This window comes from Enterococcus sp. AMC1086 (assembly GCF_058216575.1).
The window spans coordinates 1,075,421-1,099,438 of sequence record NZ_CM177100.1; the positions used below are offsets into that span (position 1 = coordinate 1,075,421).

General features: G+C 35.8%; 21 protein-coding genes and 2 pseudogenes. 16 read left to right on the forward strand and 7 right to left on the reverse strand.

Annotation, left to right across the window (positions count from 1 at the left end):
• Positions 1–165: 165 nt before the first annotated feature.
• The 6 genes from ilvD to AC4BC4_RS05095 all read left to right on the forward strand — a co-directional run bounded on the left by ilvD (position 166) and on the right by AC4BC4_RS05095 (position 8,851).
• Positions 166–1,857, forward strand: coding sequence for a dihydroxy-acid dehydratase (ilvD, locus tag AC4BC4_RS05070; RefSeq protein WP_438758669.1), 1,692 nt, complete (start codon positions 166–168; stop codon positions 1,855–1,857).
• A gap of 13 nt (positions 1,858–1,870) precedes the next feature.
• Positions 1,871–3,565 carry a biosynthetic-type acetolactate synthase large subunit gene (ilvB, locus tag AC4BC4_RS05075; RefSeq protein ID WP_490476980.1) on the forward strand — a complete coding sequence of 565 codons (1,695 nt, stop codon included), beginning with the start codon at positions 1,871–1,873 and terminating at the stop codon, positions 3,563–3,565.
• 1 nt (position 3,566) lies between these two features.
• Positions 3,567–4,049 carry an acetolactate synthase small subunit gene (gene ilvN / locus AC4BC4_RS05080; protein WP_438758671.1) on the forward strand — a complete coding sequence of 161 codons (483 nt, stop codon included), beginning with the start codon at positions 3,567–3,569 and terminating at the stop codon, positions 4,047–4,049.
• A gap of 54 nt (positions 4,050–4,103) precedes the next feature.
• Positions 4,104–5,099: a ketol-acid reductoisomerase gene (gene ilvC / locus AC4BC4_RS05085; RefSeq protein ID WP_438758672.1), complete on the forward strand. Its 996-nt coding sequence runs from the start codon at positions 4,104–4,106 to the stop codon at positions 5,097–5,099.
• 66 nt (positions 5,100–5,165) lie between these two features.
• On the forward strand, positions 5,166–6,422 hold the full coding sequence (gene ilvA / locus AC4BC4_RS05090) for a threonine ammonia-lyase IlvA (protein ID WP_438758673.1): 1,257 nt from the start codon (positions 5,166–5,168) through the stop codon (positions 6,420–6,422).
• A gap of 560 nt (positions 6,423–6,982) precedes the next feature.
• The gene (locus tag AC4BC4_RS05095) at positions 6,983–8,851 is read left to right on the forward strand and encodes an acyltransferase family protein (RefSeq protein WP_490476981.1); all 1,869 of its coding nucleotides are present in this window, start codon (positions 6,983–6,985) and stop codon (positions 8,849–8,851) included.
• 72 nt (positions 8,852–8,923) lie between these two features.
• Here the strand turns inward: AC4BC4_RS05095 and AC4BC4_RS05100 are convergent, their stop codons facing one another.
• Both AC4BC4_RS05100 and AC4BC4_RS05105 read right to left on the reverse strand, forming a co-directional pair.
• Entirely contained in the window at positions 8,924–9,445 is a 522-nt protein-coding gene (locus AC4BC4_RS05100) for a GNAT family N-acetyltransferase (protein ID WP_490476982.1), read from the reverse strand.
• Positions 9,446–9,483: 38 nt separating this feature from the next.
• Positions 9,484–10,302 (reverse strand): NUDIX domain-containing protein, encoded by an 819-nt coding sequence (locus tag AC4BC4_RS05105; protein WP_490476983.1) that lies wholly within the window; start codon positions 10,300–10,302, stop codon positions 9,484–9,486.
• Between the two features lie 246 nt (positions 10,303–10,548).
• Between AC4BC4_RS05105 and AC4BC4_RS05110 the strand changes: the two genes are divergently transcribed.
• Positions 10,549–11,091 (forward strand): biotin transporter BioY, encoded by a 543-nt coding sequence (locus AC4BC4_RS05110; RefSeq protein WP_438758677.1) that lies wholly within the window; start codon positions 10,549–10,551, stop codon positions 11,089–11,091.
• Positions 11,092–11,580: 489 nt separating this feature from the next.
• On the opposite strand, the gene AC4BC4_RS05115 is transcribed toward AC4BC4_RS05110, so the two are convergent.
• Positions 11,581–12,768: a toxic anion resistance protein gene (locus AC4BC4_RS05115; RefSeq protein ID WP_438758678.1), complete on the reverse strand. Its 1,188-nt coding sequence runs from the start codon at positions 12,766–12,768 to the stop codon at positions 11,581–11,583.
• A gap of 286 nt (positions 12,769–13,054) precedes the next feature.
• Positions 13,055–13,720 (reverse strand): 5-bromo-4-chloroindolyl phosphate hydrolysis family protein, encoded by a 666-nt coding sequence (locus AC4BC4_RS05120; RefSeq protein WP_490476984.1) that lies wholly within the window; start codon positions 13,718–13,720, stop codon positions 13,055–13,057.
• A 276-nt stretch (positions 13,721–13,996) separates the two neighbouring features.
• On the opposite strand from AC4BC4_RS05120, the gene AC4BC4_RS05125 reads away from it, so the two are divergent.
• From AC4BC4_RS05125 to AC4BC4_RS05145, 5 genes are all read left to right on the forward strand, one after another.
• The gene (locus tag AC4BC4_RS05125) at positions 13,997–14,680 is read left to right on the forward strand and encodes a hypothetical protein (protein WP_490476985.1); all 684 of its coding nucleotides are present in this window, start codon (positions 13,997–13,999) and stop codon (positions 14,678–14,680) included.
• 287 nt (positions 14,681–14,967) lie between these two features.
• Positions 14,968–15,552, forward strand: a complete 585-nt coding sequence (locus AC4BC4_RS05130) for an NUDIX domain-containing protein (protein WP_490476986.1) — start codon at positions 14,968–14,970, stop codon at positions 15,550–15,552.
• Positions 15,549–15,845 carry a cell wall synthase accessory phosphoprotein MacP gene (macP, locus tag AC4BC4_RS05135; protein WP_438758682.1) on the forward strand — a complete coding sequence of 99 codons (297 nt, stop codon included), beginning with the start codon at positions 15,549–15,551 and terminating at the stop codon, positions 15,843–15,845. The genes AC4BC4_RS05130 and macP overlap by 4 nt, the downstream gene beginning before the upstream one ends.
• 16 nt (positions 15,846–15,861) lie before the next feature.
• Positions 15,862–16,554 (forward strand): 5'-methylthioadenosine/adenosylhomocysteine nucleosidase, encoded by a 693-nt coding sequence (locus AC4BC4_RS05140; protein WP_438758683.1) that lies wholly within the window; start codon positions 15,862–15,864, stop codon positions 16,552–16,554.
• A 31-nt stretch (positions 16,555–16,585) separates the two neighbouring features.
• Positions 16,586–17,134, forward strand: coding sequence for a cysteine hydrolase family protein (locus AC4BC4_RS05145; protein ID WP_490476987.1), 549 nt, complete (start codon positions 16,586–16,588; stop codon positions 17,132–17,134).
• Positions 17,135–17,332: 198 nt separating this feature from the next.
• Here AC4BC4_RS05145 and AC4BC4_RS05150 read toward each other — a convergent pair whose 3' ends face one another.
• Genes AC4BC4_RS05150 through AC4BC4_RS05160 form a run of 3 tightly spaced genes read right to left on the reverse strand, consistent with a single transcriptional unit; the run spans position 17,333 to position 18,778 of the window.
• Positions 17,333–17,608, reverse strand: a complete 276-nt coding sequence (locus AC4BC4_RS05150) for a GIY-YIG nuclease family protein (RefSeq protein WP_490476988.1) — start codon at positions 17,606–17,608, stop codon at positions 17,333–17,335.
• On the reverse strand, positions 17,598–18,332 hold the full coding sequence (locus AC4BC4_RS05155; RefSeq protein WP_490476989.1) for a tRNA1(Val) (adenine(37)-N6)-methyltransferase: 735 nt from the start codon (positions 18,330–18,332) through the stop codon (positions 17,598–17,600). The genes AC4BC4_RS05150 and AC4BC4_RS05155 overlap by 11 nt, the downstream gene beginning before the upstream one ends.
• 29 nt (positions 18,333–18,361) lie before the next feature.
• Positions 18,362–18,778, reverse strand: coding sequence for a GNAT family N-acetyltransferase (locus tag AC4BC4_RS05160; RefSeq protein ID WP_490476990.1), 417 nt, complete (start codon positions 18,776–18,778; stop codon positions 18,362–18,364).
• A 168-nt stretch (positions 18,779–18,946) separates the two neighbouring features.
• Between AC4BC4_RS05160 and AC4BC4_RS05165 the strand changes: the two genes are divergently transcribed.
• The 4 genes and pseudogenes from AC4BC4_RS05165 to AC4BC4_RS05180 all read left to right on the forward strand — a co-directional run.
• Complete coding sequence (locus tag AC4BC4_RS05165) at positions 18,947–19,567, forward strand: lysophospholipid acyltransferase family protein (protein WP_490476991.1); 621 nt, start codon at positions 18,947–18,949, stop codon at positions 19,565–19,567.
• Between the two features lie 157 nt (positions 19,568–19,724).
• Positions 19,725–20,864 carry an exonuclease SbcCD subunit D gene (locus AC4BC4_RS05170; RefSeq protein ID WP_490476992.1) on the forward strand — a complete coding sequence of 380 codons (1,140 nt, stop codon included), beginning with the start codon at positions 19,725–19,727 and terminating at the stop codon, positions 20,862–20,864.
• A gap of 1 nt (position 20,865) precedes the next feature.
• A pseudogene (locus AC4BC4_RS05175) lies at positions 20,866–21,456 on the forward strand (AAA family ATPase); the annotation flags it as partial.
• A gap of 2,004 nt (positions 21,457–23,460) precedes the next feature.
• Positions 23,461–24,009: pseudogene (locus tag AC4BC4_RS05180) on the forward strand (SbcC/MukB-like Walker B domain-containing protein); the annotation flags it as partial.
• Positions 24,010–24,018: the final 9 nt, after the last annotated feature.

The following is a 24,018-nucleotide window of genomic DNA, read 5'->3' on the forward strand; positions in this document are numbered from 1 at the left end:
TTGTCTTTGGTAAATGGGGGTCTTACTAAAGCATCCCATTCAATTGATGGGATGTTTTTTTTGTCGAAAGTATTATAAAGAGGCAATCGTAATAAATAAGAAAATGAACCAGAAGAAATCAAAAATGGTGATCTTCTGTAAATAATTGAATTGGAGTGAATGAAAATGCGTAGTGATAAAATAAAAAAAGGAATCGAAGCAGCACCAGCTAGAAGCCTACTTTATGCGACCGGTCAGGTAAAAAATGCCAAAGATATGAACAAACCGTTTATCGCAATTTGCAATTCTTATATTGATATTGTTCCTGGTCATGTACATCTGAGAGAATTAGCAGATGTTGCTAAAGAAGCAATCCGCGAAGCAGGAGGAATCCCTTTCGAATTTAATACGATCGGTGTTGATGACGGGATCGCCATGGGACATATTGGTATGCGCTATTCATTGCCCAGTAGAGAAGTTATTGCAGATGCTGCCGAAACCGTGATCAATGCTCATTGGTTCGATGGTGTCTTCTACATTCCAAACTGTGACAAAATCACTCCAGGAATGCTAATGGCAAGTGTTAGAACGAATGTTCCAGCAATTTTTTGTTCAGGCGGTCCGATGAAAGCAGGTATTGATCCAAGAGGACACACAACCACACTTTCGAATATGTTTGAAGCGGTTGGTACGTTTAAAGAAGGCAAAATGACCGAAGAAGAATTCAACTTCATGGAAAAAAATGCATGTCCGACTTGCGGATCATGTGCAGGGATGTTTACAGCAAATTCGATGAATTGTTTGATGGAAGTTTTGGGAATGGCTTTACCTGGAAATGGAACAATTTTAGCTGTATCTGATGAGCGTAGAGAATTAGTTAGAAAATCGGCATTTCATTTGATGGACTTGGTCAAAAATCAAGTGAAACCAAGAGATATCATCACAAAAGAAGCAATTGACGATGCTTTTGCATTAGATATGGCGATGGGCGGCTCAACAAATACAGTTTTGCATACATTAGCGATTGCTAATGAAGCAGAGATCGATTATAACCTAGAAGAAGTCAATGCCATTGCTGAACGTGTCCCTTACTTATCTAAAATTGCTCCATCCTCAGAGTATTCTATGCATGATGTTCATGAAGCTGGTGGTGTTCCAGCTATCATGAAAGAACTCGTTGACTTAGGCGATGCAATTCATCCAGATCGTATTACAGTTACTGGAAAAACAATTCGTGAAAATGTTCAGGATGCTGTAATCAAAAATGAGAAAGTTATTCATCCAAAAGAAAATCCTTATAGCCCAGTTGGAGGTTTATCTATTTTGTATGGAAATATTGCCCCAAAAGGAAGTGTAATTAAAGTTGGCGGGGTAGATCCATCTATCAAAAAATTTGTAGGAAAAGCGATTTGTTTTAGTTCACATGATGAAGCTGTTGCAGCGATCGATGATCATACCGTGAAAAAAGGTCATGTTGTCGTTATTCGTTATGAAGGACCAAAAGGCGGTCCTGGTATGCCAGAAATGTTGGCACCGACATCTAGTATTGTTGGACGGGGATTAGGAAAAGATGTCGCGTTGATTACAGATGGTCGTTTTTCAGGAGCAACTCGTGGAATAGCTGTTGGACATATTTCTCCTGAGGCCGCGGCTGGAGGTCCGATTGCCTTGGTCCACGATGGTGATGAAATTGAAATCGACTTGATAAACCGAACACTAGAATTACATGTTTCTGATGAAGAGTTGGCGAAAAGAAATGATCAATTACCTAAATTCAAAGCAAAGGTAAAAACAGGATACCTCGCTCGCTACACAGCATTGGTAACTTCAGCTCACACGGGAGGAATCATGCAGATTCCAGAAGATTTGCTAGACTAGAGGAGGGAAGCTCATGGTTGAAAAACAGGGGAAAATGAAAAACGGCTCAAAGATTTTGATTGATGCATTGCTAAAACAAAAAGTAGAAATGATTTTTGGATATCCAGGTGGAGCGGTCCTCCCTCTGTATGACGCATTATATGATGGAGACATTCCTCATATATTAACCAGACATGAACAAGGGGCTGTCCATGCAGCCGAAGGATATGCCAAAGCAACGGGCAAACCAGGTGTGGTGATCGTAACTAGCGGACCTGGCGCAACAAATGCAATTACGGGAATTGCTGACGCAATGAGTGATTCGATCCCAATGGTTATTTTTACAGGACAGGTTGTCACTGATGGGATTGGCAAAGATGCTTTTCAAGAAGCGGATGTGATTGGACTGACAATGCCGATTACTAAAAATAATTACCAAGTTCGAGAGACCAAAGAATTGCCTAGAATCATCGAAGAAGCTTTTCATATTGCAACAACAGGAAGAAAAGGTCCTGTTGTGATCGATTTGCCAAAAGATATAACCATAATGGAAGCAGCTACAGAGGATGAGATAAAACTAAATTTACCAAGTTATCAACCGACGATAAAACCAAATAAGCTTCAAGTGAAAAAATTAATGGAAGCCTTGGCTAGTGCAAAAAAACCATTGGTATTAGTCGGTGCAGGAGTTCTCCATGCAGATGCCAGTAAAGAACTAATAGAATTTATCAATAAATATCAAGTACCTGCGCTAAGTACCTTGCTTGGTCTAGGAGCAGTTCCAACAGAAAATGAATTATTCTTAGGCATGGGTGGAATGCACGGTTCTTTTGCTGCTAATATGGCCTTGACCGATTGCGATCTGTTGATCAATATAGGCTCTCGTTTTGATGATCGGTTAGCTAGTGCTCCAAAAGAATTTGCTTCAAATGCTGTGATTGCTCATATCGATGTAGATCCAGCAGAAATCGGGAAAATCATTGATACACAGATTCCAATCGTGGCGGATGCTAAAGAAACCTTAAAAGAAATGCTAAAAAACGATGTAGAGTGTACAGAACGTACAGATTGGAAAAAATTAAATCTTTCAAGAAAAAAACGACATCCATTCAAATACAATAGAGAACAAATAGCTGAAATCAAGCCACAAAAAGTGATTGAATTTATTGGTGAATTGACAAATGGCGATGCGATTGTTGCAACCGATGTAGGGCAGCATCAAATGTGGACTGCTCAGTTTTATCCATTTAAAAATGAGAAACAACTTATTACAAGTGGCGGTCTTGGAACGATGGGCTACGGTGTACCTGCGGCCATTGGCGCAAAACTAGGTTGTCCAGACAAAGAGGTCGTCCTTTTTGTAGGGGATGGCGGATTCCAGATGACGAACCAAGAATTAGCCATTTTAAATGTATACAATATTCCAATCAAAATCGTGATTTTGAATAATCAATCATTAGGAATGGTGCGTCAATGGCAAGAAAGTTTCTTTAACCAGCGCCGTTCAGAATCCGTTTTTGAAACGCAACCAGACTTTGTCAAAATGGCAGAAGCCTATCATATTAAAGGGATTCGAATAGATGATCCGGAGACCGTTGAAGCTGATTTAACAGAAGCATTTAAAGAAACTGGCCCGTTGTTGATAGAAGTCATGGTTTCGCCAACAGAACATGTGTTACCAATGGTTCCCGCGGGCAAAGCAAACTATCAAATGCTGGGGGTGGACTAAAATGAGACGAATCATTACAGCTACAGTCAATAATAATTCTGGTGTCTTAAATCGCTTTAGTGGCGTTTTGACACGAAGACAGGTCAATATCGATAGTATTTCCGTAGGACCAACGGAATTAGAGGCGGTTTCAAGAATCACGATCATTGTTCAAGTAGCAGACTTAAATGAAAGCGAACAAGTGACTAAACAATTAAACAAGCAGATCGATGTGATAAAAGTTTCCGACATTACGGACGAACCTCATTTAGAAAGAGAGCTAGCGTTAGTGAAAGTCAATGCTCCAGCTGCTACACGAGCAGAATTGTTTTCAGTGATCGATCCATTTAGAGCGAATGTTATCGATGTCGGTACTCGCTCAGTGGTGATTCAAGTCACAGGAACTAGTGAAAAAATCAGTGCCTTCGTTGATGTCGTGGCACCATATGGCATTAAACAACTAGCACGAACAGGCGTCACTGGATTTACCAGAGGCAACAACTAAAAACAGGTCTTAAAGCATACGCTTATAAGCATAAAAAATTTGGAGGGTTTAACAATGGCAAAAGTATATTATGATAACTCAGTAGAAAACAATCAGTTACAAGGAAAAACAATCGCAATCATTGGCTACGGTTCACAAGGGCATGCACATGCACAAAACTTAAGAGACAATGGAAACCAAGTGATCATCGGGATTCGTGAAGGAAAATCAGCAGAAGCGGCCAAGAACGATGGCTTTGATGTATTATCAGTTGAAGAAGCATCTAAAAAAGCAGATGTAGTCATGATTTTGGCTCCGGATGAAATCCAAGGAGATCTTTATGACAAAGAGATTGCACCTAATTTAGAAGCAGGCAATGCGTTAGCATTTGGTCACGGCTTTAATATTCATTTTGATGTAATCAACCCACCAAAAGATGTGGATGTTTTCTTAGTTGCTCCTAAAGGACCAGGACATCTTGTTCGTCGTACCTTTACAGAAGGATTTGCAGTGCCAGCATTATTTGCAGTATATCAAGATGCAACAGGCAAAGCGAGTGATGTAGCATTATCTTATGCCAAAGGAATTGGCGCAACCCGTGTTGGGGTATTAGAAACAACATTTAAAGAAGAGACTGAAACAGATTTATTTGGTGAACAGGCAGTACTATGTGGTGGTTTGACTAGCTTGATTGAAGCAGGTTTTGAAACCTTAACAGAAGCTGGCTACCAACCAGAATTAGCTTACTTTGAAGTATGTCACGAATTGAAATTGATTGTTGATCTTATTTATGAGGGAGGATTTGAAAAAATGCGTAACTCAATCTCAAATACTGCTGAATATGGTGATTACGTTTCAGGTCCTCGTGTTGTGACTGCTGAAACAAAAGCGAACATGAAAGAAGTTCTTACAGATATCCAAAATGGCAAGTTTGCTAAAGGCTTTATCGATGATAATAAAAATGGCTTTAAAGAATTCAACCAAATGCGTAAAGACAATGCTGGACATCCAATTGAAAAAGTTGGAGCAGAGTTACGTAAAATGATGCCTTTCGTATCAAAAGAAGACTAAACGAAAAAAAGAGGTTGAGAAATTTTTTTCTCAACCTTTTACATAATAATAAAGGGTGAGGAAAATTTGGTAGAATTAACAAAAGAAAATATAGAGAACGCATTCGATGTGCTGAAAGACGTAGTAACCAAAACACCATTGCAGTATGATATGTACCTATCGCAAAAATACCAATGCAATGTTTATTTAAAAAGAGAAGATTTACAGAAAGTTCGTTCATTCAAATTAAGAGGGGCCTACTATGCAATTAAGCAAACGCCTCACAATATGCTGAAAAACGGAGTTGTCTGTGCCAGCGCAGGAAATCATGCTCAAGGAGTAGCGTATACTTGCCATGAAATGAAAGTGTCTGCAACAATCTTTATGCCGACAACGACACCACAACAAAAAATCTCTCAAGTAAAATTTTTTGGCGGAGATGAAGTATCGGTTCAATTGATCGGTGATACTTTCGATGCTTCAGCTAAAGCCGCTAAAGAATATGCCAGAGCCAATAATCAAGCTTTTATAGATCCTTTCAACGATTTAAATATTATGGCAGGACAAGGAACGGTAGCGGTAGAAGTATTTCAAGAAGCAAAAGAGTCTGAATTTCAAATAGATTATTTATTAGCGGCAATTGGCGGTGGAGGTTTAGTTGGTGGCGTTTCAACTTATACAAAAAGCGTTAGTCCAACTACGGCCGTCATAGGTGTGGAGCCACTTGGGGCTCAATCAATGCGCGCTGCTTTTAATGAAGGAAAACCAGTCATGCTAGATAGTGTTGAAAAATTTGTAGATGGGGCAGCAGTCAAACAAGTTGGAGACTTAACTTATGAACATGCACTTGAGTATGTAGATGAGTTGCTGGCAGTAGACGAAGGACAGGTTTGTTCAACGATTCTAGAGCTCTACACTAAACAAGCAATCGTTGTTGAGCCAGCTGGAGCCTTAAGTGTTTCTGCTTTAGAGTTAATCAAGGAAGACATAAAAGGAAAAAATGTAGTTTGCATCATCAGTGGTGGCAATAATGATATCAACCGTATGGAAGAAATCGAAGAACGTTCATTGATTTTTGAAGGATTAAAACATTATTTTGTGATTAATTTCCCGCAACGGCCAGGAGCCTTAAGAGAATTTGTAACAGATATTTTAGGACCAAATGATGATATCACTCGTTTTGAATATACTAAAAAAGTCAATCGTGGAACAGGACCAGTCGTTTTAGGAATACTATTGAAAGACAAAAATGAATTATCGAATTTATTAAATAAAATGGCTTCTTTTGATCCAAATTATATTGATCTTAGTGATAATCCATCATTATATGCATTGCTTGTTTAATCTTATTTAAATAGAGTTTTTTTGAACGATCCATCAATTTTTCAGGCTAGGATATAACTCGTAGAGTTATGTTCTAGCTTCTTTTTTTATTAACAAGTTTAAGGGAAATCTGCATTAATATCCAGAAAAAGAATAATTGTCTTTAAAATCAAGCCCATTAAGACAAACTAAAAATGGACTAAAATAATATAAATTTCGATGTTCGTGTTGTTATGTTAGCTTTTTAAAAACTTAAAAATAGTGTTTCATAGAAGTTAAAAAAAAGCCATCAAAACATACGTTAAAATTATCTAAAATTTACTTAAAAAAATAAAGAAACAGAGTAAGAGTTCTTGCCATTTACTAAGAAAGAACGTATATTTAATTTGCTACGTTAAATCAGTCAAAAACTACGACTGTCAAAGATCATGAGCCAGATAGAAATTGGTTTCCTTCAATTGACTACTTTTTAATTAAACATCACATATTTTTTCTATAATCAATGTTTTTAACTATCATGACATCTTTGTTAAAAATTACACGAAATAAAAAAAAAGAATACTAGTAAAGTTGGAATATAAATGAATAATATTAAAAGGACAGTAAATCGCCGTTATATTACTGGGTTCGATGGGATTCGAACAATTGCAGTTGTTGGCGTGATTCTGTATCACTTGTTCCCTAACACAATGCGTGGGGGCTATTTAGGTGTCCCTATTTTTTTTGCAGTTTCTGGCTATCTTATTACTGATTTACTTAGACAAGAATGGCTTAAAACTGAAACGATTGACGTTAAAGGTTTTTACATTCGTCGGATGAAACGACTCTATCCGGGATTGCTTGCCATGCTGATTACCTCATCGGCTTATATAGTGCTCTTTCAAAGAGATTTATTAAATAATTTACGCAGTGTAGTCGCCAGTAGTGTATTTTACTATAATAACTGGTGGCAGATTTTTAGAGGTTTTTCTTATTTTGATCGTTTTACAACGCAGTCTCCATTTACTCATATCTGGTCATTAGCTGTTGAAACACAGAATTATTTGATTTGGCCTTTGTTATTTATTGTTCTTAAAAAGTATGTTAAAAATAGCGGTAAAATTTTTGGACTAGTTATGGGGCTAGCTGTTGGATCAGGAATTTTAATGGCAGTGTTGTATACTCCAGGAGCAGATCCAACGAGGGTTTATTATGGAACAGATACACGACTATTTTCGATCTTAATGGGAAGTGCATTGGCTTTTGTTTGGCCTAGCTTCCGTTTGAAAGAAGAAATCCCGATAAAAGCAAAAAAATTATTGAACGGTATAGGAATTTTTTCTTTAGTAGTCTTACTACTTTCATTCGTATCCTTATCCGATCATCTAGCTTTTGTATATTACGGAGGCATGTTTATTGTTAGTATTTTTGCAACGTTATTGGTTGCCGTTACCGCTCATCCAGGAGCTGATTTAAACAATTGGTTGACGAATCCTGTGTTTAAATGGGTAGGAAAAAGAAGTTACGGCATTTATTTGTATCAATTTCCAATTATGATTTTTTATGAAGCTAAAATCCAAAATCTCAGTGATCATGTGTATTTGCACTCCTTGATAGAGATTGCCTTGATTTTGGGAATCAGCGAATTATCATATCGTTTTATTGAAAAACCACTAGGCAAATTTTATTATAAATATACGTGGTTGGCCATCAAAGATTTTTTCCGAAAACCTTGGTTTACAGTTTCTAAAATGACCGCGTTGATCAGTGTTGTGTTATCTTGCTTTGCATTGTTCGCCCTAGCGATTGCCCCTTCTAATGAAGTGACCGCTGACCAGCAACAGTTGCAAAAAAATATTGAAGCGAATAAAAAGAAAGCAGAGCAGAGAAAAGAGGAAGAAAAAGCTAAAAATGAAGGGGAAACGCAAGATTCTACCAAACAACCAGCACCAAAACCAGAAGCAAATTTTGATTTAACTGCGCAAGAAGTTAAGAAAGCACAAGAAATGGAAATAACAGCATTTGGAGATTCCGTTATTTTGGATGCGGCGGCAGGACTTCAAGAGATTTTTCCTAAGATGATTGTTGATGGTGAAGTAGGTAGACAACTTTATACGAGTGCCCCAATTATTGAAAAATTAGATAAAGAAAAATTATTAAAAAATAATGTTTTAGTTGGCCTTGGGACGAACGGATCATTCACTGAAGCTCAATTTGATGAATTTATGAAAGCAATTGGTCCAGAACGTAAAGTCTTTTGGATTAATGTGCGAGTTCCCACAAGGAGATGGCAAAACGAAGTCAATACTATGCTCGAAACAATGAAAAATAAATACAAAAATTTAGTTGTTATAGATTGGTATGATTATAGTAATGAACATGAAGAGTGGTTTTATGATGACCGTGTCCACCCAAATGTGGATGGGCAAGTAAGATATTCGAGTTTTATTGCGAAACAAATTCTAAAATAATTGATTTAAGAGGAAGAAACAAAACAGATATTAAGTTTTGTTTCTTCCTCTTATTTTAAATTGATATCTTTATTAACGTAATACTAATTGATAAGCAACTCGCTCACCGTTGGAACTTGGTAATAAAATATCGCCTTGGTAGGTAAAACCAGCTTTCTTTATTAGCTGTAACATAGCTTTATTTTTTGGATGGGTATCAATCCGAATGTTTAAATAATTATTTAGCCTAGCGGTGGTAATAAGGTGATTTATCAAAACTAATGCTAATCCTTTACCCTGATAATCAGAACCAAGAGCCACACGGTGAATTGTTGCATAACTAAGATTGCTTTGTTGCCAATCACCATTTCTGATTTCCTCATAAGGACGTTCAATATCTGTTGAGATAATTCCCAAACCTGCAATTTTTTGATCAACAATCAACACATAACAGTGTTCTTGAAAGATATCTTGCTCTAATATCTGTTGAGTGGGTCCTTCTCCATGTTGCCATTGAGGAATATTATTATTAAAGAGGTGTTCTCTAGCAGATGAAATGATCTGCAATATATTAGGTAAATCAGTTGGTACAGCTTTTCTTAAATAGACGACCATGTCATTATCCTTCTTTTTGATAAGTGTGTTGTTGGTGATTATGAATGTTCAGATTTTAGCTGATAAATTTTCGAAGGACGACCGATCCCGACAGGGCGTTCTCCAATTTCTTCAAAATGATGAAACATCGCTTTTTTAAAATTTGAGTGATCAATATTTTTATAATCAATACCAGAAAACTTAGCAAAAACCTTCCTGGCTTCTGTAATCGTAAAATCTTTTCCTAAGACTTGAAGAACCTGAGGATCATGCTCCATTTTATTTGCCACTCGATTAAAAGCTTTCAAAATAATTTCACTATGATCAAAGGCTAAGGCATCTTTTCCAGTCGAAGATCCGGTGGTTAAATCTAAAATAATTTCTACATCAGCGTTTGTAAGAGAAAGAGTGTTATTTTCACGTTCCATCGTAAACCAGCGAACTTCTTTAGCATCATCTCCTGCAATCAAAGGCTCTTCTCCGATAAATGCCAAATAACTCACCGTTACGACCCAGCCTCGTGGATCACGGTCTGGTCGACTAAAGCTGTGAAGCTGCTCGATATTTTCTTTTGAGATAAAGACGCCTGTTTCTTCTTTCGTCTCTCGCAGCACACTTTCGCCAGTTGATTCATTTCTATTCACAAACCCACCTGGTAAGGCCCAAGAATTTCTATAAGGATGACCTTTTCTTTTAATTAAAAGTATTTTTAGTTGGTCTTCTTCCTTGTTATAACACATCAAAACAATATCTACAGTCAGAGAAGGTTTTTCGTATTCAGGAAGTTCTTGTTGATGGTACCATTTTAAAAATGTCGTTTCATCGGCTTGTTGTTCATAATACTGTCTTTCTTCTTCCTTTGAATTAAAGTGTATCAAGTTATTCATCCTCTCTAAACTAGATAAAAGTAATTTTTACTTTATTGTATCATTCTCATCAGGAAAAACAACCAAAGATACTGGAAAAAGTAATGAATCACTAAAATTAAGCTTTTAAAATAAAGGAGTTCTATTTTTATTTAAGGAATAATCGACTTTTGTCAACCTTTATTTTGAAAAGGTTGACAAAAGTCGGGAGAAATAGTATTTTTAAATAGATAAAAATAGTTTAATAGGGAGGGAAATATGAAAACAAAAGAGATCACAAAAATTGCTATTATGATCAGTATCATTATTGTTTTAGGTTTTTTTCCGCCAATTCCAATAGGTTTACTGCCAGTTCCTATCGTAATTCAAAATGCGGGCTTCATGCTCAGTGGTTTATTACTAGGAAAAAAAAATGGAACGATTTCTACAGTACTGTTTTTATTATTAGTAGCGTTAGGTTTTCCATTATTAGCTGGTGGTCGAGGTGGACTGATGGTTTTTTTCAGTGTTACGGCCGGTTATCTTATTGCCTATCCATTTGCTTCATTTTTGATTGGTTGGATGACCGAAAAATTTAATCCAAACAATAAAGGAGTCTTTGCTGCCTTTGTCATTACATTTCTTTTCGGTGTTGTATTTATAGATTTTTTGGGTGCAGTAGGGATCAGTCTGATTTCAAATGTTTCATTATCAAATAGTTTGATTGCTAGTTTGGCATTTATTCCAGGGGATATAATCAAGGCATTTATTACGGCTATTCTAGCTCGAAGAATATCAAAAACTTTGAACAAAAAGGGATGATAGTATAGAAAAAATCTTTGGTTTAACTATTGATAATTTTGGTAGATGTATTCATTATGATTTGTTAGAGGATGTTATTGCTAATAAATGTTACTGTTGTAAAAAGTATTATGCTTGTTATCGTTGTCATAATAATCAGGAAAATCATGATTTTTTACCATGGCCAACAAAAAAGAATCCAAGCGATAAAGTTGTACTTTGCGGCGTGTGTCATCATGAAATGACGTTTTTAGAGTATACAAAGTATAAAAAATGTCCAAACTGTGAGCATCAATTTAATGTAGAGTGTAAGAATCATGCGCATTATTATTTCAGTTAAGAAAGCACAATAGCCTTTGTATCGGGTGGAATTGACTATGAGTATATAAGAATTTTAGACAATTATAAATTAATACACGAAACGAGGCTAGGACGTAACTCTACGAGTTATATCCTAGCCTTAAGGAATCCGAATAAACGCTTCTGTCCCAACTTCGCTTCTTATTGATTTTATTGCGTTAATTCTAATAATTTGCTTTTTAAATCTTCTTCCATGTTACCTAATTCGATTTCAGCAGCACGACGTTTTTCTTTACCTTCTTGCTGGATTCGCAAGGTTTCTTGTATTGTTTCAACTAAATCATTTTGAGTTTTTTGTAATGTGTCGATATCCACGATTCCGCGTTCATTTTCTTTAGCAGTTTCGATTGCAGAGATTTTAAGCATTTCTGAATTTTTCTTTAATAAATCATTGGTTGTTTCAGATACTTGACGTTGTGCTGTAACAGCATCTTTTTGTCGTAATAAAGTCAAGGCAATCACGACTTGGTTTTTCCATAGTGGAATGGCTGTGTTGATTGATGCTTGAATTTTTTCTGCTAACGCCTGATTCGTATTTTGAATCAAACGGATTTGCGGTGCTTGTTGAATCGTGATTTGACGAGCTAAACGTAAGTCATGAGTTCTTTTGTCTAAGCGATCTAAAAATTGTGTATAATCATTCGCTATTTGAACATCCATTTGATCGCCAGATTCTTCGGCTTTTTTCATCGCTTCGGGGATGATAGTTGTTTGAAGTTCTTCCATCTTCAACTCCCCTGCGGCAATATAAATATTCAATGCATCAAAATAGTCTTTGTTTTTATTATATAACTGATCAAGCATTAAATTGTCTTTCAAAAGACCATTTTTTTCATGATCCAATTTTATCGAAATTTTATCGATTTGGGCACCGATTTTTTGATATTTCGCAGTGATTTCAAAAACCGATTGCTTTACTTTTCCAAGCATTTTTGAAAAGAAATTCCCTTCACCTGCTCTAAGTTGATCAGGATTCGCTTCACTTAAACGGAACATAAGGTCAGTTAATGAATCACCGACAGGACCAATATCTTGTGCTTGTACATGATTTAACATTGATTGAGAAAATTCACTTAATTTCGTTTGGGCAGCAGAACCGTATGTAATAACAGCTTGCGAATCTTGAACATCGATCTTTGAAGCAAGTTCTCGTGCTTGTGCTTGTCTATCTGCAGGCAATTTATCCACTAAACGGTCAGCGACTTGCTTATCCTGCAGAGCAGAAATCTCACTTTTTTGTGTTGTTGTCAACGAATCAATGGGTGTTGAAAACGGGTTATTCAACAAATCATCCAGCGTGTCATTTACTGGCGTTATATCTTTTGGCTCATTTTCCATTATAATTCCTCCTAAATTTAAAAGCTGAAAGAGCTTGGTCAGCCTCGATGGGAAAATAGAAAAAAATGATTGAGGTGCTTTTAACCCCAGTTATTTTTTATCTTTTACCCGAGAGGCTTGCTCTTGAAGCTAGATACGACTAAAAGCTGAAAGAGTTCGTTCAATTTCTATTTTACATCTATCGAGTTTATACTCTCAAGAACCGATGAGAGTAAGAAGGGGTGTAATGCTCTCATCAGTTCTTTTCAACATCAGCTCATTTTAATCACTATGTTTTTAAGCAAATCTATTCCTCTTTATTTTGACTACTATCATTATCTCTTTTTAAACTATTTTTAGCAACGGATATCTCAACATCTAAATCTTCTAAATCCTCTGATACGAACTGTTCATAGTCCTTTTTGATCAATTTAGAGACTTGATCGATAATTTGAGCACTTTCTTCCAGTTTTCCATAAGTTTGTTTATTTTTGATTTCATGAGCGTCAATTTCCAAATATTTACTTGTTAGATCTACCAAGTTTGGTAAGTGCGTATAAAGAAAATGGTTAGCCAAGTGTAATTTTTTTGGATCTTTGACTAATTCTTTAAATAAAGCTTTTGATACACGCAACGTATCATTACGTAAATCGATCGCTCTTAATTTAGTAGAAGTGTTCATATTTTCTTGTAGCTGGACGATTTGTTTTTTAGCAGTGTTCATCGTATCTCGGAAAAAAATGATCTCTTGATCAGTCATGCCGATCGTTTCGTAGTGTTCCTCTTTGGACTTTGTAAGATTAGGCAGTTCTTCTTTTTTCTCAGCTTTTTTCTTTGAACCAGTGAAAATCAGGACTATAAGAATCAAAAGAACCACCGCAACTGCTGGTATATGGACACCGGTAATAAAACGCAGAACGATACCTGCTAAAATTAAGTAAGTTATTATCTTGATAAGTTTTCTTTTTCTCATTTTAAATTCCCTCCAATCATTCATTTCATCGAAAGTTACTATCTTTCGTTATATAAGTTATTTTAGCACATTCTACTCAATAAAGAATATCAGTCCAAAGGTTGATTTTGATATTTAGAGAAAATGTAAGAAATGGCAAGAGAAAATAGCGTTTTTTACTACTTAAGATGTAGAAAGAATGAAATCTTTCACAGAAAAGTCAAAAAAAATATGAGAAAAATAGACAAACGTGGGGTATAATAGTAGATAATGATTACGATAAAAAGGAGAAACATTGTGAAAAAACTTAAAATCATTACTATATTATTGATTGGATTGATGATTTCGGGCTGTTCTGGACGTAAAGTCGTGGAAGATGACGATGATAGTTATATAGAGGAAACAAGTTCTAGTATAGAAGAATCAAGTTCTTATGGGGACGATGAAGTGTTTTATGAACCTAGAGAATCGACTTCGACAAGTGAGTCAGTCGATGAAAATACAAAGGCCACTGAAGAACCAAAAGATCAAGCTAAAGGCAAGATAGAAGTAATCAAAACAAAAAATGGCAACTTTAAAGTAGAACTAACAGATGGTTGGCAGTCAGTAGAGACAAAGGAATTAAGTGATAATGCTGATGTAAGTTTGAAAAATACTGCAAATGAAGAATATTATATGGTTTTAAGTGAAGCCAAAAAAGATTTTGACAGTTTTGATGCATTCAAAAACTCAGTCGATTTATCTGACTTAGGTGAACGAACAGATGAGAAGAAAGAAACGATCAAATACAATGAACTTAAGGGTGAGCGCCGTATGTTCACTGCGACCAAAGATGATGTAGAAGTTTTCTATATCTATGATTTGATGGAAAGTAAAGATCATTATTTACAGTGCATCAGTTGGACATTGGCGGATAAAAAAGAGAATAACAAAGATGATATGATCAAAATCATGAACTCTCTGGTTGAATTACAAAAATAAGAACATGCAAGTAAGCTAAATAAACTGATTATACTTTTAGAAGGGGAAGCAAAGCTAGTAATCTAGTGTTGCTTCTCTTTTTCCTATGTTAATATTAGATGAAACTGGTGCAAATTTTATAGACTGATATAATTAATTGAGGTAGAAAAATTATGGTAATACTTAATTAATTGTTAATAAGAGCAGAAAATACCTGAATATAGCGAACAAAGGATTCACAAAAAGAATGATAAGTGATAAAATTTCAAAATTGAGGTATTATATCCATAGAAAGATTGGTGAAGGACATGATGAACTTTGAACAGTTTGAGGAGAAGACGATTTCCAGAAAAGAAATATTTAAAGGGCAGATCATTGAGGTTGTCGTAGATGAAGTACGTTTGCCAAATGGTGAAACTAGCACACGTGAATTAGTTTTCCATTCAGGAGCTGTTGCGGTCATTCCGATTACTGCGGATAATAAAATAATTATGGTCAAGCAATTTAGAAAACCAATGGAGAAAGTTCTTTTGGAAATTCCTGCTGGAAAAATCGATCCTGGTGAACATGACTACCCAAAAGAGACAGCAGAAAGAGAGTTAGAAGAAGAGACTGGTTTTCGAGCAAATAAATTGACCTTTGTAACTTCTATGTATGTTTCTCCTGGATTCGCTGATGAACTACTTCATGTTTATTATGCCGAAGATTTAGAAAAAGTTCCTAATCCTCGTCCTCAAGATGACGATGAAGTTTTAGAATTATATACATTAACACTAGAGGAAGCGAAGGCTGAAATCACTAGTGGATTAATTTGTGATGCAAAAACGATCTTTGCCGTGCAATTTTGGGAACTGCAGCAATTAAAAAGGCTGCTGAAGGAGGATAAACAATGAGTAAAGGTCCGCTAGTCACTCGGACAGAATTACGGAGACGAAAAGAAGAAGCTGACAAAGAAGCACAAAGATTATTTGAGCAGGAACAAAAAGAAGCTGATAAAGAGTACCGTAAAAAAGAAAAAGAAATATCTAACTTCTATCGTAAAGAGCATAAAAAGCAAAAGGAAGTTACAAAATCTCGTTCAAATGAGCAAACAAAAATCCGTGAACGCAGCAACACATTAACTAAAGCGATCATTGTTGTGGGAATTTTGCTAGCTATTGTTATATTTATAGTATTGAATTTATAGAAAAGAGGAAATCACAATGAAAATTGGAATTATCGGCGCTATGGATCAAGAAGTAAAAATTTTAAAAGAAAAATTATCGGATACTCGATCTTGGGAAAAGGCTGGGGCAGTATTTGTGTCTGGATCTTTAGGACGTCATGAAGTGATTGTTGTTCGTTCTGGTATTGGTAAAGTTTTATCAGCCGTTACGACGACTATTTTGATTCATCAATATGGTGTTAATATGGTAATTAATACAGGTTCTGCAGGCGGTATTGGCCAAGGTTTAGCTGTAGGTGATTTAGTCATCGCGGACAAATTAGCTTATTTTGATGTGGACGTTACTGGATTTGGCTATCAATTGGGACAAGTACCGGGGATGCCATTGTATTTTGAATCAAGTGACTACTTAAAAATTGAAATGAAAAAAGCAGCAGATAAAACAGGAATGTCGATTCATAACGGATTGATCGTAACAGGAGATTCTTTTGTCAACGATCAGAAAAAAGTCAAAGAAATCATTACGGAATTTCCAGAAGCATTGGCTTGTGAAATGGAAGGTGCGGCAATTGCGCAAGCAGCGGCTCAATTTAATATCCCATTTTTAGTAGTTAGAGCAATCAGTGATACAGCAGACCATGAAGCTTCTCAAACATTTGATGAATTTATTGAAGAAGCTGGAGAAAAATCTGCACAAATGGTGATTAATTTTGTAGAGCATCTGGTTTAATCTATCTTATAGTTGAAATGGAGGACCTAGAATGAGAGCGTTGATTTCAATCGATTACACAAATGATTTTGTGGAAACGAAGGCTGCTTTAACAACGGGTAGTGCGGGTCAAGCTATTGAGGAAGCGTTAGTGGAAGTCACAAAAACATTCACTGAAAATAAAGATTTTGTGGTTTACGCGATTGATTCCCATGATACAAATGATCCTTACCATCCAGAGAATGATTTATTTCCACCTCACAATATTGTGGGAACGACTGGGCGAAATCTTTACGGGAAACTTGCAGATGTTTATGAAAGAACGCGTAAACAAGCTACAGTTTATTGGATTGATAAACGCCATTATTCAGCTTTTAGTGGGACCGATTTAGATATTCGTCTACGTGAAAGAGGTATTACAGAGGTGCATTTAGTAGGTGTTTGTACCGATATTTGTGTGTTACACACGGCTGTTGATGCTTACAATTTAGGTTATAAAATCATTATTTATAAACAGGCAGTTGCAAGTTTTGATCCAATCGGACATGAATGGGCGTTGAATCATTTCAAACAAAGCTTAGGTGCAGAGATAATCGAATAAAAACAGAGAGGTAAAACTATTTTAGTTTGCCTCTTTTTTAATACAAAAAAACCATGTACAGTCACTATTTTAGAAGTAAATTCAGCAATCTATTTTTCATTTAGTTGATTGGATCATCGTTACTATTTACTTCTAAAAGATTTTTGTTTAAAAGTCGCACGATTTTATGAGCATCAGCATTCCTTGATTTTCGAATTATCAGGTCCAGTCTGGAACACCCCGCTTTTTTAAATAATCGATTTTATGTTTCCTTGTTAATTTTTTAAAGGCATATTCTGCTTTTGTAGCATCACTGCGACTGCTGAATTTTTCAACATGGATCATTTTTGCCGGTAAACGTGACGGAAGTCTTGTATATTTTGCTCCAGTACCGCTGTTGTGTTCAGTTAAACGTCGTTCAGGATCTGTGGTATATCCTCCATAAAATGTATTATCTTTGCAATAAAGGACATAAAAATAATGATTAGTTTCCATACAACATCGCCTTCATTTCTGGTGAATAGTTATTTTGTTCATCATAAGTGAATAAGGGTGGCAATATGCGAAAACCATCTTTCTTTCCTTGTTTGATTCCTTCGATCAATAACGTATTTGCTTCTTTTCCAGCTTTAGGATAAATAAATCGCACTTTCTTTGGTGCAATATTTGCTGATTCCATGGCTTGCAATATGTCTAAAAACCGATCAGGACGATGAACCATTGCTAGCCGACCATTTGTTTTTAAAAGTTTTGCTGATACTTCAATTACTTCTGGCAGCGTCGTATGAAGTTCATGCCGGGCGATTGCTAGATGTGGATTTGGATTTTTTTGACTTGTTGGTAGCTCTTTAAAGTAAGGCGGATTACATAGGACTAAATCAACCGAATCTGGTTTGATGATCGTCGTTGCTTTTTTTAGATCTAATTCAAACATAGTCATTTGATCCTCTAGCTGATTTAACTGGATGCTTCTTTTCCCCATATCAGCCAACCGCTCTTGTAATTCAATTTGTGTGATTTTAGCTTTAGTTTTTCGGCTAGCAAATAAGCCGACTGCTCCATTTCCAGCACAAAGGTCAACAATCGTGCCTTTTTTTGGAAAAATCGGAAAGTTTGCTAATAAAACAGCATCGATGGAGAAAGAAAACACTTCTTTACTTTGTATGATTTGAATATCATCTGCGTATAATTGATCGATTCGCTCATCTGGTAATAACATGTAAGATTCATTCCTTTGATTTTTTCAGTTTAAATTCGTTTTACTAAATAATACTTTGTAGTGCCGCTAAACGTGGTATCTTTTAATTGTCCAAAAACGTGATAACCGTATTTTTCATAAAATGCTTTTGCTTGATAGTCTTGAGTGTGAACGGTTATGAGTTCAGAACCAGATTCGATAGCAAATGTCTCAGCTTTTTTGAACAGTTGTGAGCCGTATCCTTTACCACGATAATTTTTAGCGACAGCTAGTAAAGAAATATGAGTTGTATTCATCCACTTATTAGCTGTGACCCCACCAATATAAAGCGTATCATCATAGAGGGCTAAAGAGAAGACGGTATTTTTTTCAGCGGGAATCTTTTTTTCTTCTACTTGATTTTGAGAAAGTAGCGCAATCAATTTCGCGTCGTTTTCTTGTTGATTCAATTTCTTAAATTCAATCATCATTGTAACCTCCCATTTTCTTCAATTATAGAGTAAAGCTCTTTTATGGAACAGATAGTATCCTTTATATTATACTACAATTAAGATTAGAAGAAACCTGTGAAAAAGACTTGTCAAAAGCAACAGTTTTCGGCATACTTATAGCAGTGAAAAGAAAGGAAGAAAAACATGTTTTTTACATTTATGCGTGGTGTTGTTCGGGTTGTTTTGTTTATTATCAACGGCAATGCACATTATGACAAGAAAGACCGTATTCCTCAAAATGAAAATTATATTTTAGTTGCGCCTCATAGAACTTGGTGGGAGCCATTATATTTAGCTGTAGGCGGATCACCAAAAAAGTTTAGTTTTATGGCAAAAAAGGAATTATTTAAGAATCCATTTTTAAGTTTCATTTTAAAGCATGCGAATGCTTTTCCTGTCGATCGTGAAAAACCAGGTCCAAGTGCTATTAAGACACCTGTTAAAACATTAAAGAATACTGATTTAAGTTTAGTGATGTTTCCAAGTGGTACTCGTCATTCTTCTGAGTTAAAAGGCGGTGTAGCGTTGATTGCTAAAATGGCAAAAGTTAAAATTGTGCCAGCTGTCTACCAAGGTCCACTAACATTAAAAGAGCTATTCAAACGTCGTCGAGTAAATGTTCGTTTTGGTGAACCAATCGATGTTAGCGATATTGCTAAAATGGATAAAGAAGGGATCGCTGAGGTTGAACGAAGACTGCAAGCCTCTTTTGACAGCTTAGATCAAGAAATCGATCCTAACTTTAAATATGAAGTGAAAGAATAATAGTTAGCCTTTTTTTTATCCATTAGAGCCTAGATATGACTTGATAAGTTATATTTCAGGCTTTTTTTTGTTTTGGAAAGATTCTGCACGTTTGAACCATATATTTCTCCAAAAATTTGGTATAATAGTAAGAAGGACTTTTTTAGGTGGTGGAAAAATGCGTTTTTTACATACAGCAGATTGGCATATCGGTAAGAAATTACATGGCTACGATTTATTAGAAGAGCAAGTAGATGCATTTCAGCAGATTTTAGCAATCGCTAAAGAGGAAAAGGTGGATGCAATCGTCGTTTCTGGGGATCTATATGATCGCTCTGTTCCTTCTGTTGAAGCAATCGAGGTCTTTAATCGAATGATCGTAGAAATGAATTTAAAAGAAAGATTTCCCGTGTTGGCGATTTCTGGGAATCATGACAGCAGTATTCGTCTAGAGACAGGGGGGCCTTGGTTTGCTCAGTCGGATTTTCATTTGAACACCCGATTGGATCAAGCATTTGAACCTGTAGAGATGGGAAATACTCAATTTTTCTTATTACCTTATTTTGAACCGATCTCAGCTCGATTATATTTCGATAATGAAGAAATTCGGACGATTGAACAAGCAATCAAAGAAGTCATCAAAGAAATAGAAAAACAATTCAAATCTGATATGGCACATGTTTTAGTCAGTCATTTTTTTGTCGCTGGCAGTGAAAAATCGGATTCGGAAACAAAATTAATGGTCGGCGGTTTGGATACCGTCCCGTTGTCATTACTAAAATCATTTGACTATATAGCGTTAGGTCATTTACATGGAAAAAATGCCTTGCAAGCTGAAAATGCCCGTTATAGTGGCTCACCATTGAAATTTTCATTATCAGAAATGAATCAAAAAAAGGGCGTTTGGATAGTAGATACTGAAGAGGGAGAGACGACATTTAGATTTGAAGAAATCATACCGCTAAGAGACGTTAAACAAATAGAGGGCAGTTTTAAAGAACTGACTGCACAAGAATTTTATGAGTCGATCGACCGTGAAAGTTATTTTCATATCCAATTAACAGATCGAGCTGTGATTCCGAATATGATGAATCAATTACGACAAATTTATCCACGAATCATTGGCATAGAACGTTTATTTGGAAGAGAAGTGCAGCACAAAGAAAGTAAGTCAAAAAAAGCAACAAAAGCTTTAGCTCCAACAGAATTAGTGGATCAGTTTTTTTCAGAAGTAACAGGTGAAGAGTTGACAGTACAACAACAAACTTGGATCAAAGACAGTCTAGCAGTGCTTCATCAAGCAGAAAGAGGGAAATAAGTTGAAACCATTAACACTGACATTAAAAAACTTCGGCCCTTATATTGCTGAAACGATTGACTTTACTAAATTTGAAGACTCTTCTTTATTTTTGATTAGTGGTAAGACTGGTTCGGGTAAAACAACGATTTTTGATGGAATGAGTTATGCTTTATTTGGTGAAAGCTCAGGGAAGTTACGACAAGGCAAAGAAATGCGTTCTACTTTTGCTGATCCATCAGAGCCGACCGAGGTTCATTTGGCCTTTTCTCATGGGGACTATTTTTACGATATCACGAGAAAACCAGAACAAGAACTGTATAAAAAAAGAGGTGACGGTACTCGAACTCAAAGTGCGAAAATTTCACTGGTTGTCAAAGATCGTTCAGGAAAAGAACTTAGAGAATACACGAAACGTCGAGAAGTCGATAGTTTTATTCAGGAATTGTTACATCTTGATGCAACTCAGTTTGCTCAGATTGTTCTTTTACCTCAAGGCGAATTTAGAACTTTTTTGATTGCAAATAGTAACGATAAAGAAAAAGTATTACGAAACTTGTTTGGCACACAATTGTATCAGACGCTAAATGAACAACTTAAGACGCAATTAAAGTCAGTCAATCAAGGAATTGAATTGACGCAGCAAACAATCCAAGCGAAATTGGATCAACTATACTGGCAAGAACAATTATTAGAAGAACTATCTGTAGAGCAACAATTAGCCGCGTTAGATCAACAGCAAGAAGTGATGATCAAGCAACAAGCGGCAGAAGAATCGGAACTGTCTATTCTACAAAAACAAAAGCAGCGCAAAGAACAAGAAAAATTTATATTAGAAGAACTAGCGAATGAGTTTGCAAAACAAGATCAGCTAAATAAACAAAAAGAAGAACTAGATCAGGCTAGTGAAATGATCAAAAAATTGCGAACAGAAGGACAGCAACTTCAATGGGTGAAAAACCATCAAGGGCTAATTGAGAAAATCGATGAGAAGAAAAAATTACTTTCAACGTACATAAAAGAGTTGAAAGAAAATCAAGCAGAACAACAAGCAGAACAACAAATAATCCGACAATTAGAAAGTACCCAAAAAGAAAAATTAGACCAAACTGCTGAAATAAGCAGTATAAACGAGATCGTCCATAAACTGCAATTTCAAATTCCTCTGTACGAAGAGAAAGAAAAAGTAAAAAGGACCATCAAAAAAAATTCTTTAGAGCTAGAAAAAGCCAAAACAAAGCTCGCGCAAATAAAAGAAATACAATTCAAAGCTGAACAAGCTTATCAAAATGAACTCGTTGTTATAGAAAGACAAGTTCAAATTGAAAAAGAGCAGCTAGAATTGGAACGACATCAGGAACAATGGCAGACGTTTATGGAAAATTGGGAAAAAAAGCAACAACTTGAAGCAAAAATAATTGCTATAAAAGAAGCGTTAAGTGGCAAAAATATAGAGCTAAAGCAGGCAGTAAAAGAGAAAGAAACGATCCATGTACAAGTCGTAAAACAAAAAAGTGAATGGGCAAAAATGCAGATCAGTCGCTTAAGTTTGCTTTTAGTTGACGGTGAACCATGTCCTGTTTGCGGTTCATTAGAGCACCCAAGTCAAAAAGAACATCAAGAATTTTCATTAGAAGAAATTCAAACAATAGAAAATGAACTCAATAATAGTGAAAAACAGGCTCAAGAACAAGAAGCGATTGTTGCTAAACTACAAGCTCAAGTAAGCCAGACTAAAATGACAGAAAAAGAGCTGCAAAAAGAGTCAGAACTGCAGCATAATAAAGTCGATTCACTGTTTAAAAACCTGCAAGAAAAACAAATTGTCTTTTTAGAAAAGCCTTTGACTTCGGAAAGAATCGAACAGATTTCTAATGATTTTCAGCGTGTAACAGAAAAAATTGAACTTGAGTTGAGCCAAATAAAAGACGCTAAAAGTAGAATCATTGAGCTAGAAAAAACAGTTGAAGAGCAACAAAATAACGTGTTTGAACAAGAAAAACTCGTCATTGAACAGCAGCAAGAACAAACTGAAAATCAAACCAAACTAAAAACAATATCAGAACAATTGATTGACAAACAGCTGTCTTTAGCTGAAATAACAAATCAAAAACAACAACTTAAAGATCAAATAATGCAATGGGAATCACAGAAAAAAGAAATCGATGAGCACCTTGCAAAAAGAAAAGAACGCTGTCTACTGCTAAAAAATACGGAAGAACATCTTGCCAAAGAACAAGCATTAAATCTGACAGAAAAAATGACATTAGAAAAACAATTATCGAAAGCTATAAACGAATCAAACCTTGAATTAGACGAAAAAATAGTCCGCGTTTTATTAAGTGAAGTATCGAAATTAGAAGCAATCAAAGAAGAATTAACAGTTTTTGATAAGAAAAAAGATCAATTGACATTTCAATTAAGCGAACTAGAAAAAAAACTTAAAAACAAGGAACAACCGGAAATAACGAGTTTACTAGAGGAAATTGACGTATTGACTTCTTCACTTCAAACTAAAGAGGCAAATTATTACCAACATCAAGAAAAAATAAAGGCCAATGAGAAGATTCAAAAACAAGTGAAAGAATTGATCGCGTCTATTGAGCAACAGTGGGAAGAGGTAACGGCTTTGCACCAATTAGCAGCGACCGTCAATGGCGATAATCCAAGAAAAACGAGTTTGGAAAGATACGTCTTACAAACGTATTTGGAAGACGTTTTAAAAGTAGCCAATCAACGTTTAGGATTACTGACGAATAATCGTTATCAATTTGAATTAAACCAAGTTTCAGGGAGTTATAAAAATCAGACCGGGCTTGAAATCAATGTTTATGATGATAATGCAGGGAGTACCCGCAGTGCTCATACATTGTCTGGCGGTGAAAGTTTTATTGCGGCACTGGCTTTGGCCTTATCTTTGGCTGAGGTGATTCAAGAACAAGCCGGCGGTGTTTTAATTGAAGCTTTGTTCATTGATGAAGGATTTGGCTCTTTAGATGAAGAAGCCCTAGAAATGGCAATGGAGGCGTTAGAAACAATCGAAAATGAAGGAAGAATGATTGGTATTATCAGCCACGTAAGTGAATTAAAAGCAAGAATTCCACAGCAATTGCAAATCAAAACAAATGGAAATGGTCAAAGTCAAGTGACCTATCAAACGGCTTAAACAGCCTAG

Coding starts and splice junctions, on each gene's coding strand:
- ilvD (WP_438758669.1), top strand. CDS start 166: ATGCGTAGTGATAAAATAAAAAAAGGAATCGAAGCAGCACCAGCTAGA.
- ilvB (WP_490476980.1), top strand. CDS start 1,871: ATGGTTGAAAAACAGGGGAAAATGAAAAACGGCTCAAAGATTTTGATT.
- ilvN (WP_438758671.1), top strand. CDS start 3,567: ATGAGACGAATCATTACAGCTACAGTCAATAATAATTCTGGTGTCTTA.
- ilvC (WP_438758672.1), top strand. CDS start 4,104: ATGGCAAAAGTATATTATGATAACTCAGTAGAAAACAATCAGTTACAA.
- AC4BC4_RS05095 (WP_490476981.1), top strand. CDS start 6,983: ATGAATAATATTAAAAGGACAGTAAATCGCCGTTATATTACTGGGTTC.
- AC4BC4_RS05100 (WP_490476982.1), bottom strand. CDS start 9,445: ATGGTCGTCTATTTAAGAAAAGCTGTACCAACTGATTTACCTAATATA.
- AC4BC4_RS05110 (WP_438758677.1), top strand. CDS start 10,549: ATGAAAACAAAAGAGATCACAAAAATTGCTATTATGATCAGTATCATT.
- AC4BC4_RS05115 (WP_438758678.1), bottom strand. CDS start 12,768: ATGGAAAATGAGCCAAAAGATATAACGCCAGTAAATGACACGCTGGAT.
- AC4BC4_RS05120 (WP_490476984.1), bottom strand. CDS start 13,720: ATGAGAAAAAGAAAACTTATCAAGATAATAACTTACTTAATTTTAGCA.
- AC4BC4_RS05130 (WP_490476986.1), top strand. CDS start 14,968: ATGATGAACTTTGAACAGTTTGAGGAGAAGACGATTTCCAGAAAAGAA.
- macP (WP_438758682.1), top strand. CDS start 15,549: ATGAGTAAAGGTCCGCTAGTCACTCGGACAGAATTACGGAGACGAAAA.
- AC4BC4_RS05140 (WP_438758683.1), top strand. CDS start 15,862: ATGAAAATTGGAATTATCGGCGCTATGGATCAAGAAGTAAAAATTTTA.
- AC4BC4_RS05145 (WP_490476987.1), top strand. CDS start 16,586: ATGAGAGCGTTGATTTCAATCGATTACACAAATGATTTTGTGGAAACG.
- AC4BC4_RS05150 (WP_490476988.1), bottom strand. CDS start 17,608: ATGGAAACTAATCATTATTTTTATGTCCTTTATTGCAAAGATAATACA.
- AC4BC4_RS05155 (WP_490476989.1), bottom strand. CDS start 18,332: ATGTTATTACCAGATGAGCGAATCGATCAATTATACGCAGATGATATT.
- AC4BC4_RS05160 (WP_490476990.1), bottom strand. CDS start 18,778: ATGATTGAATTTAAGAAATTGAATCAACAAGAAAACGACGCGAAATTG.
- AC4BC4_RS05165 (WP_490476991.1), top strand. CDS start 18,947: ATGTTTTTTACATTTATGCGTGGTGTTGTTCGGGTTGTTTTGTTTATT.
- AC4BC4_RS05170 (WP_490476992.1), top strand. CDS start 19,725: ATGCGTTTTTTACATACAGCAGATTGGCATATCGGTAAGAAATTACAT.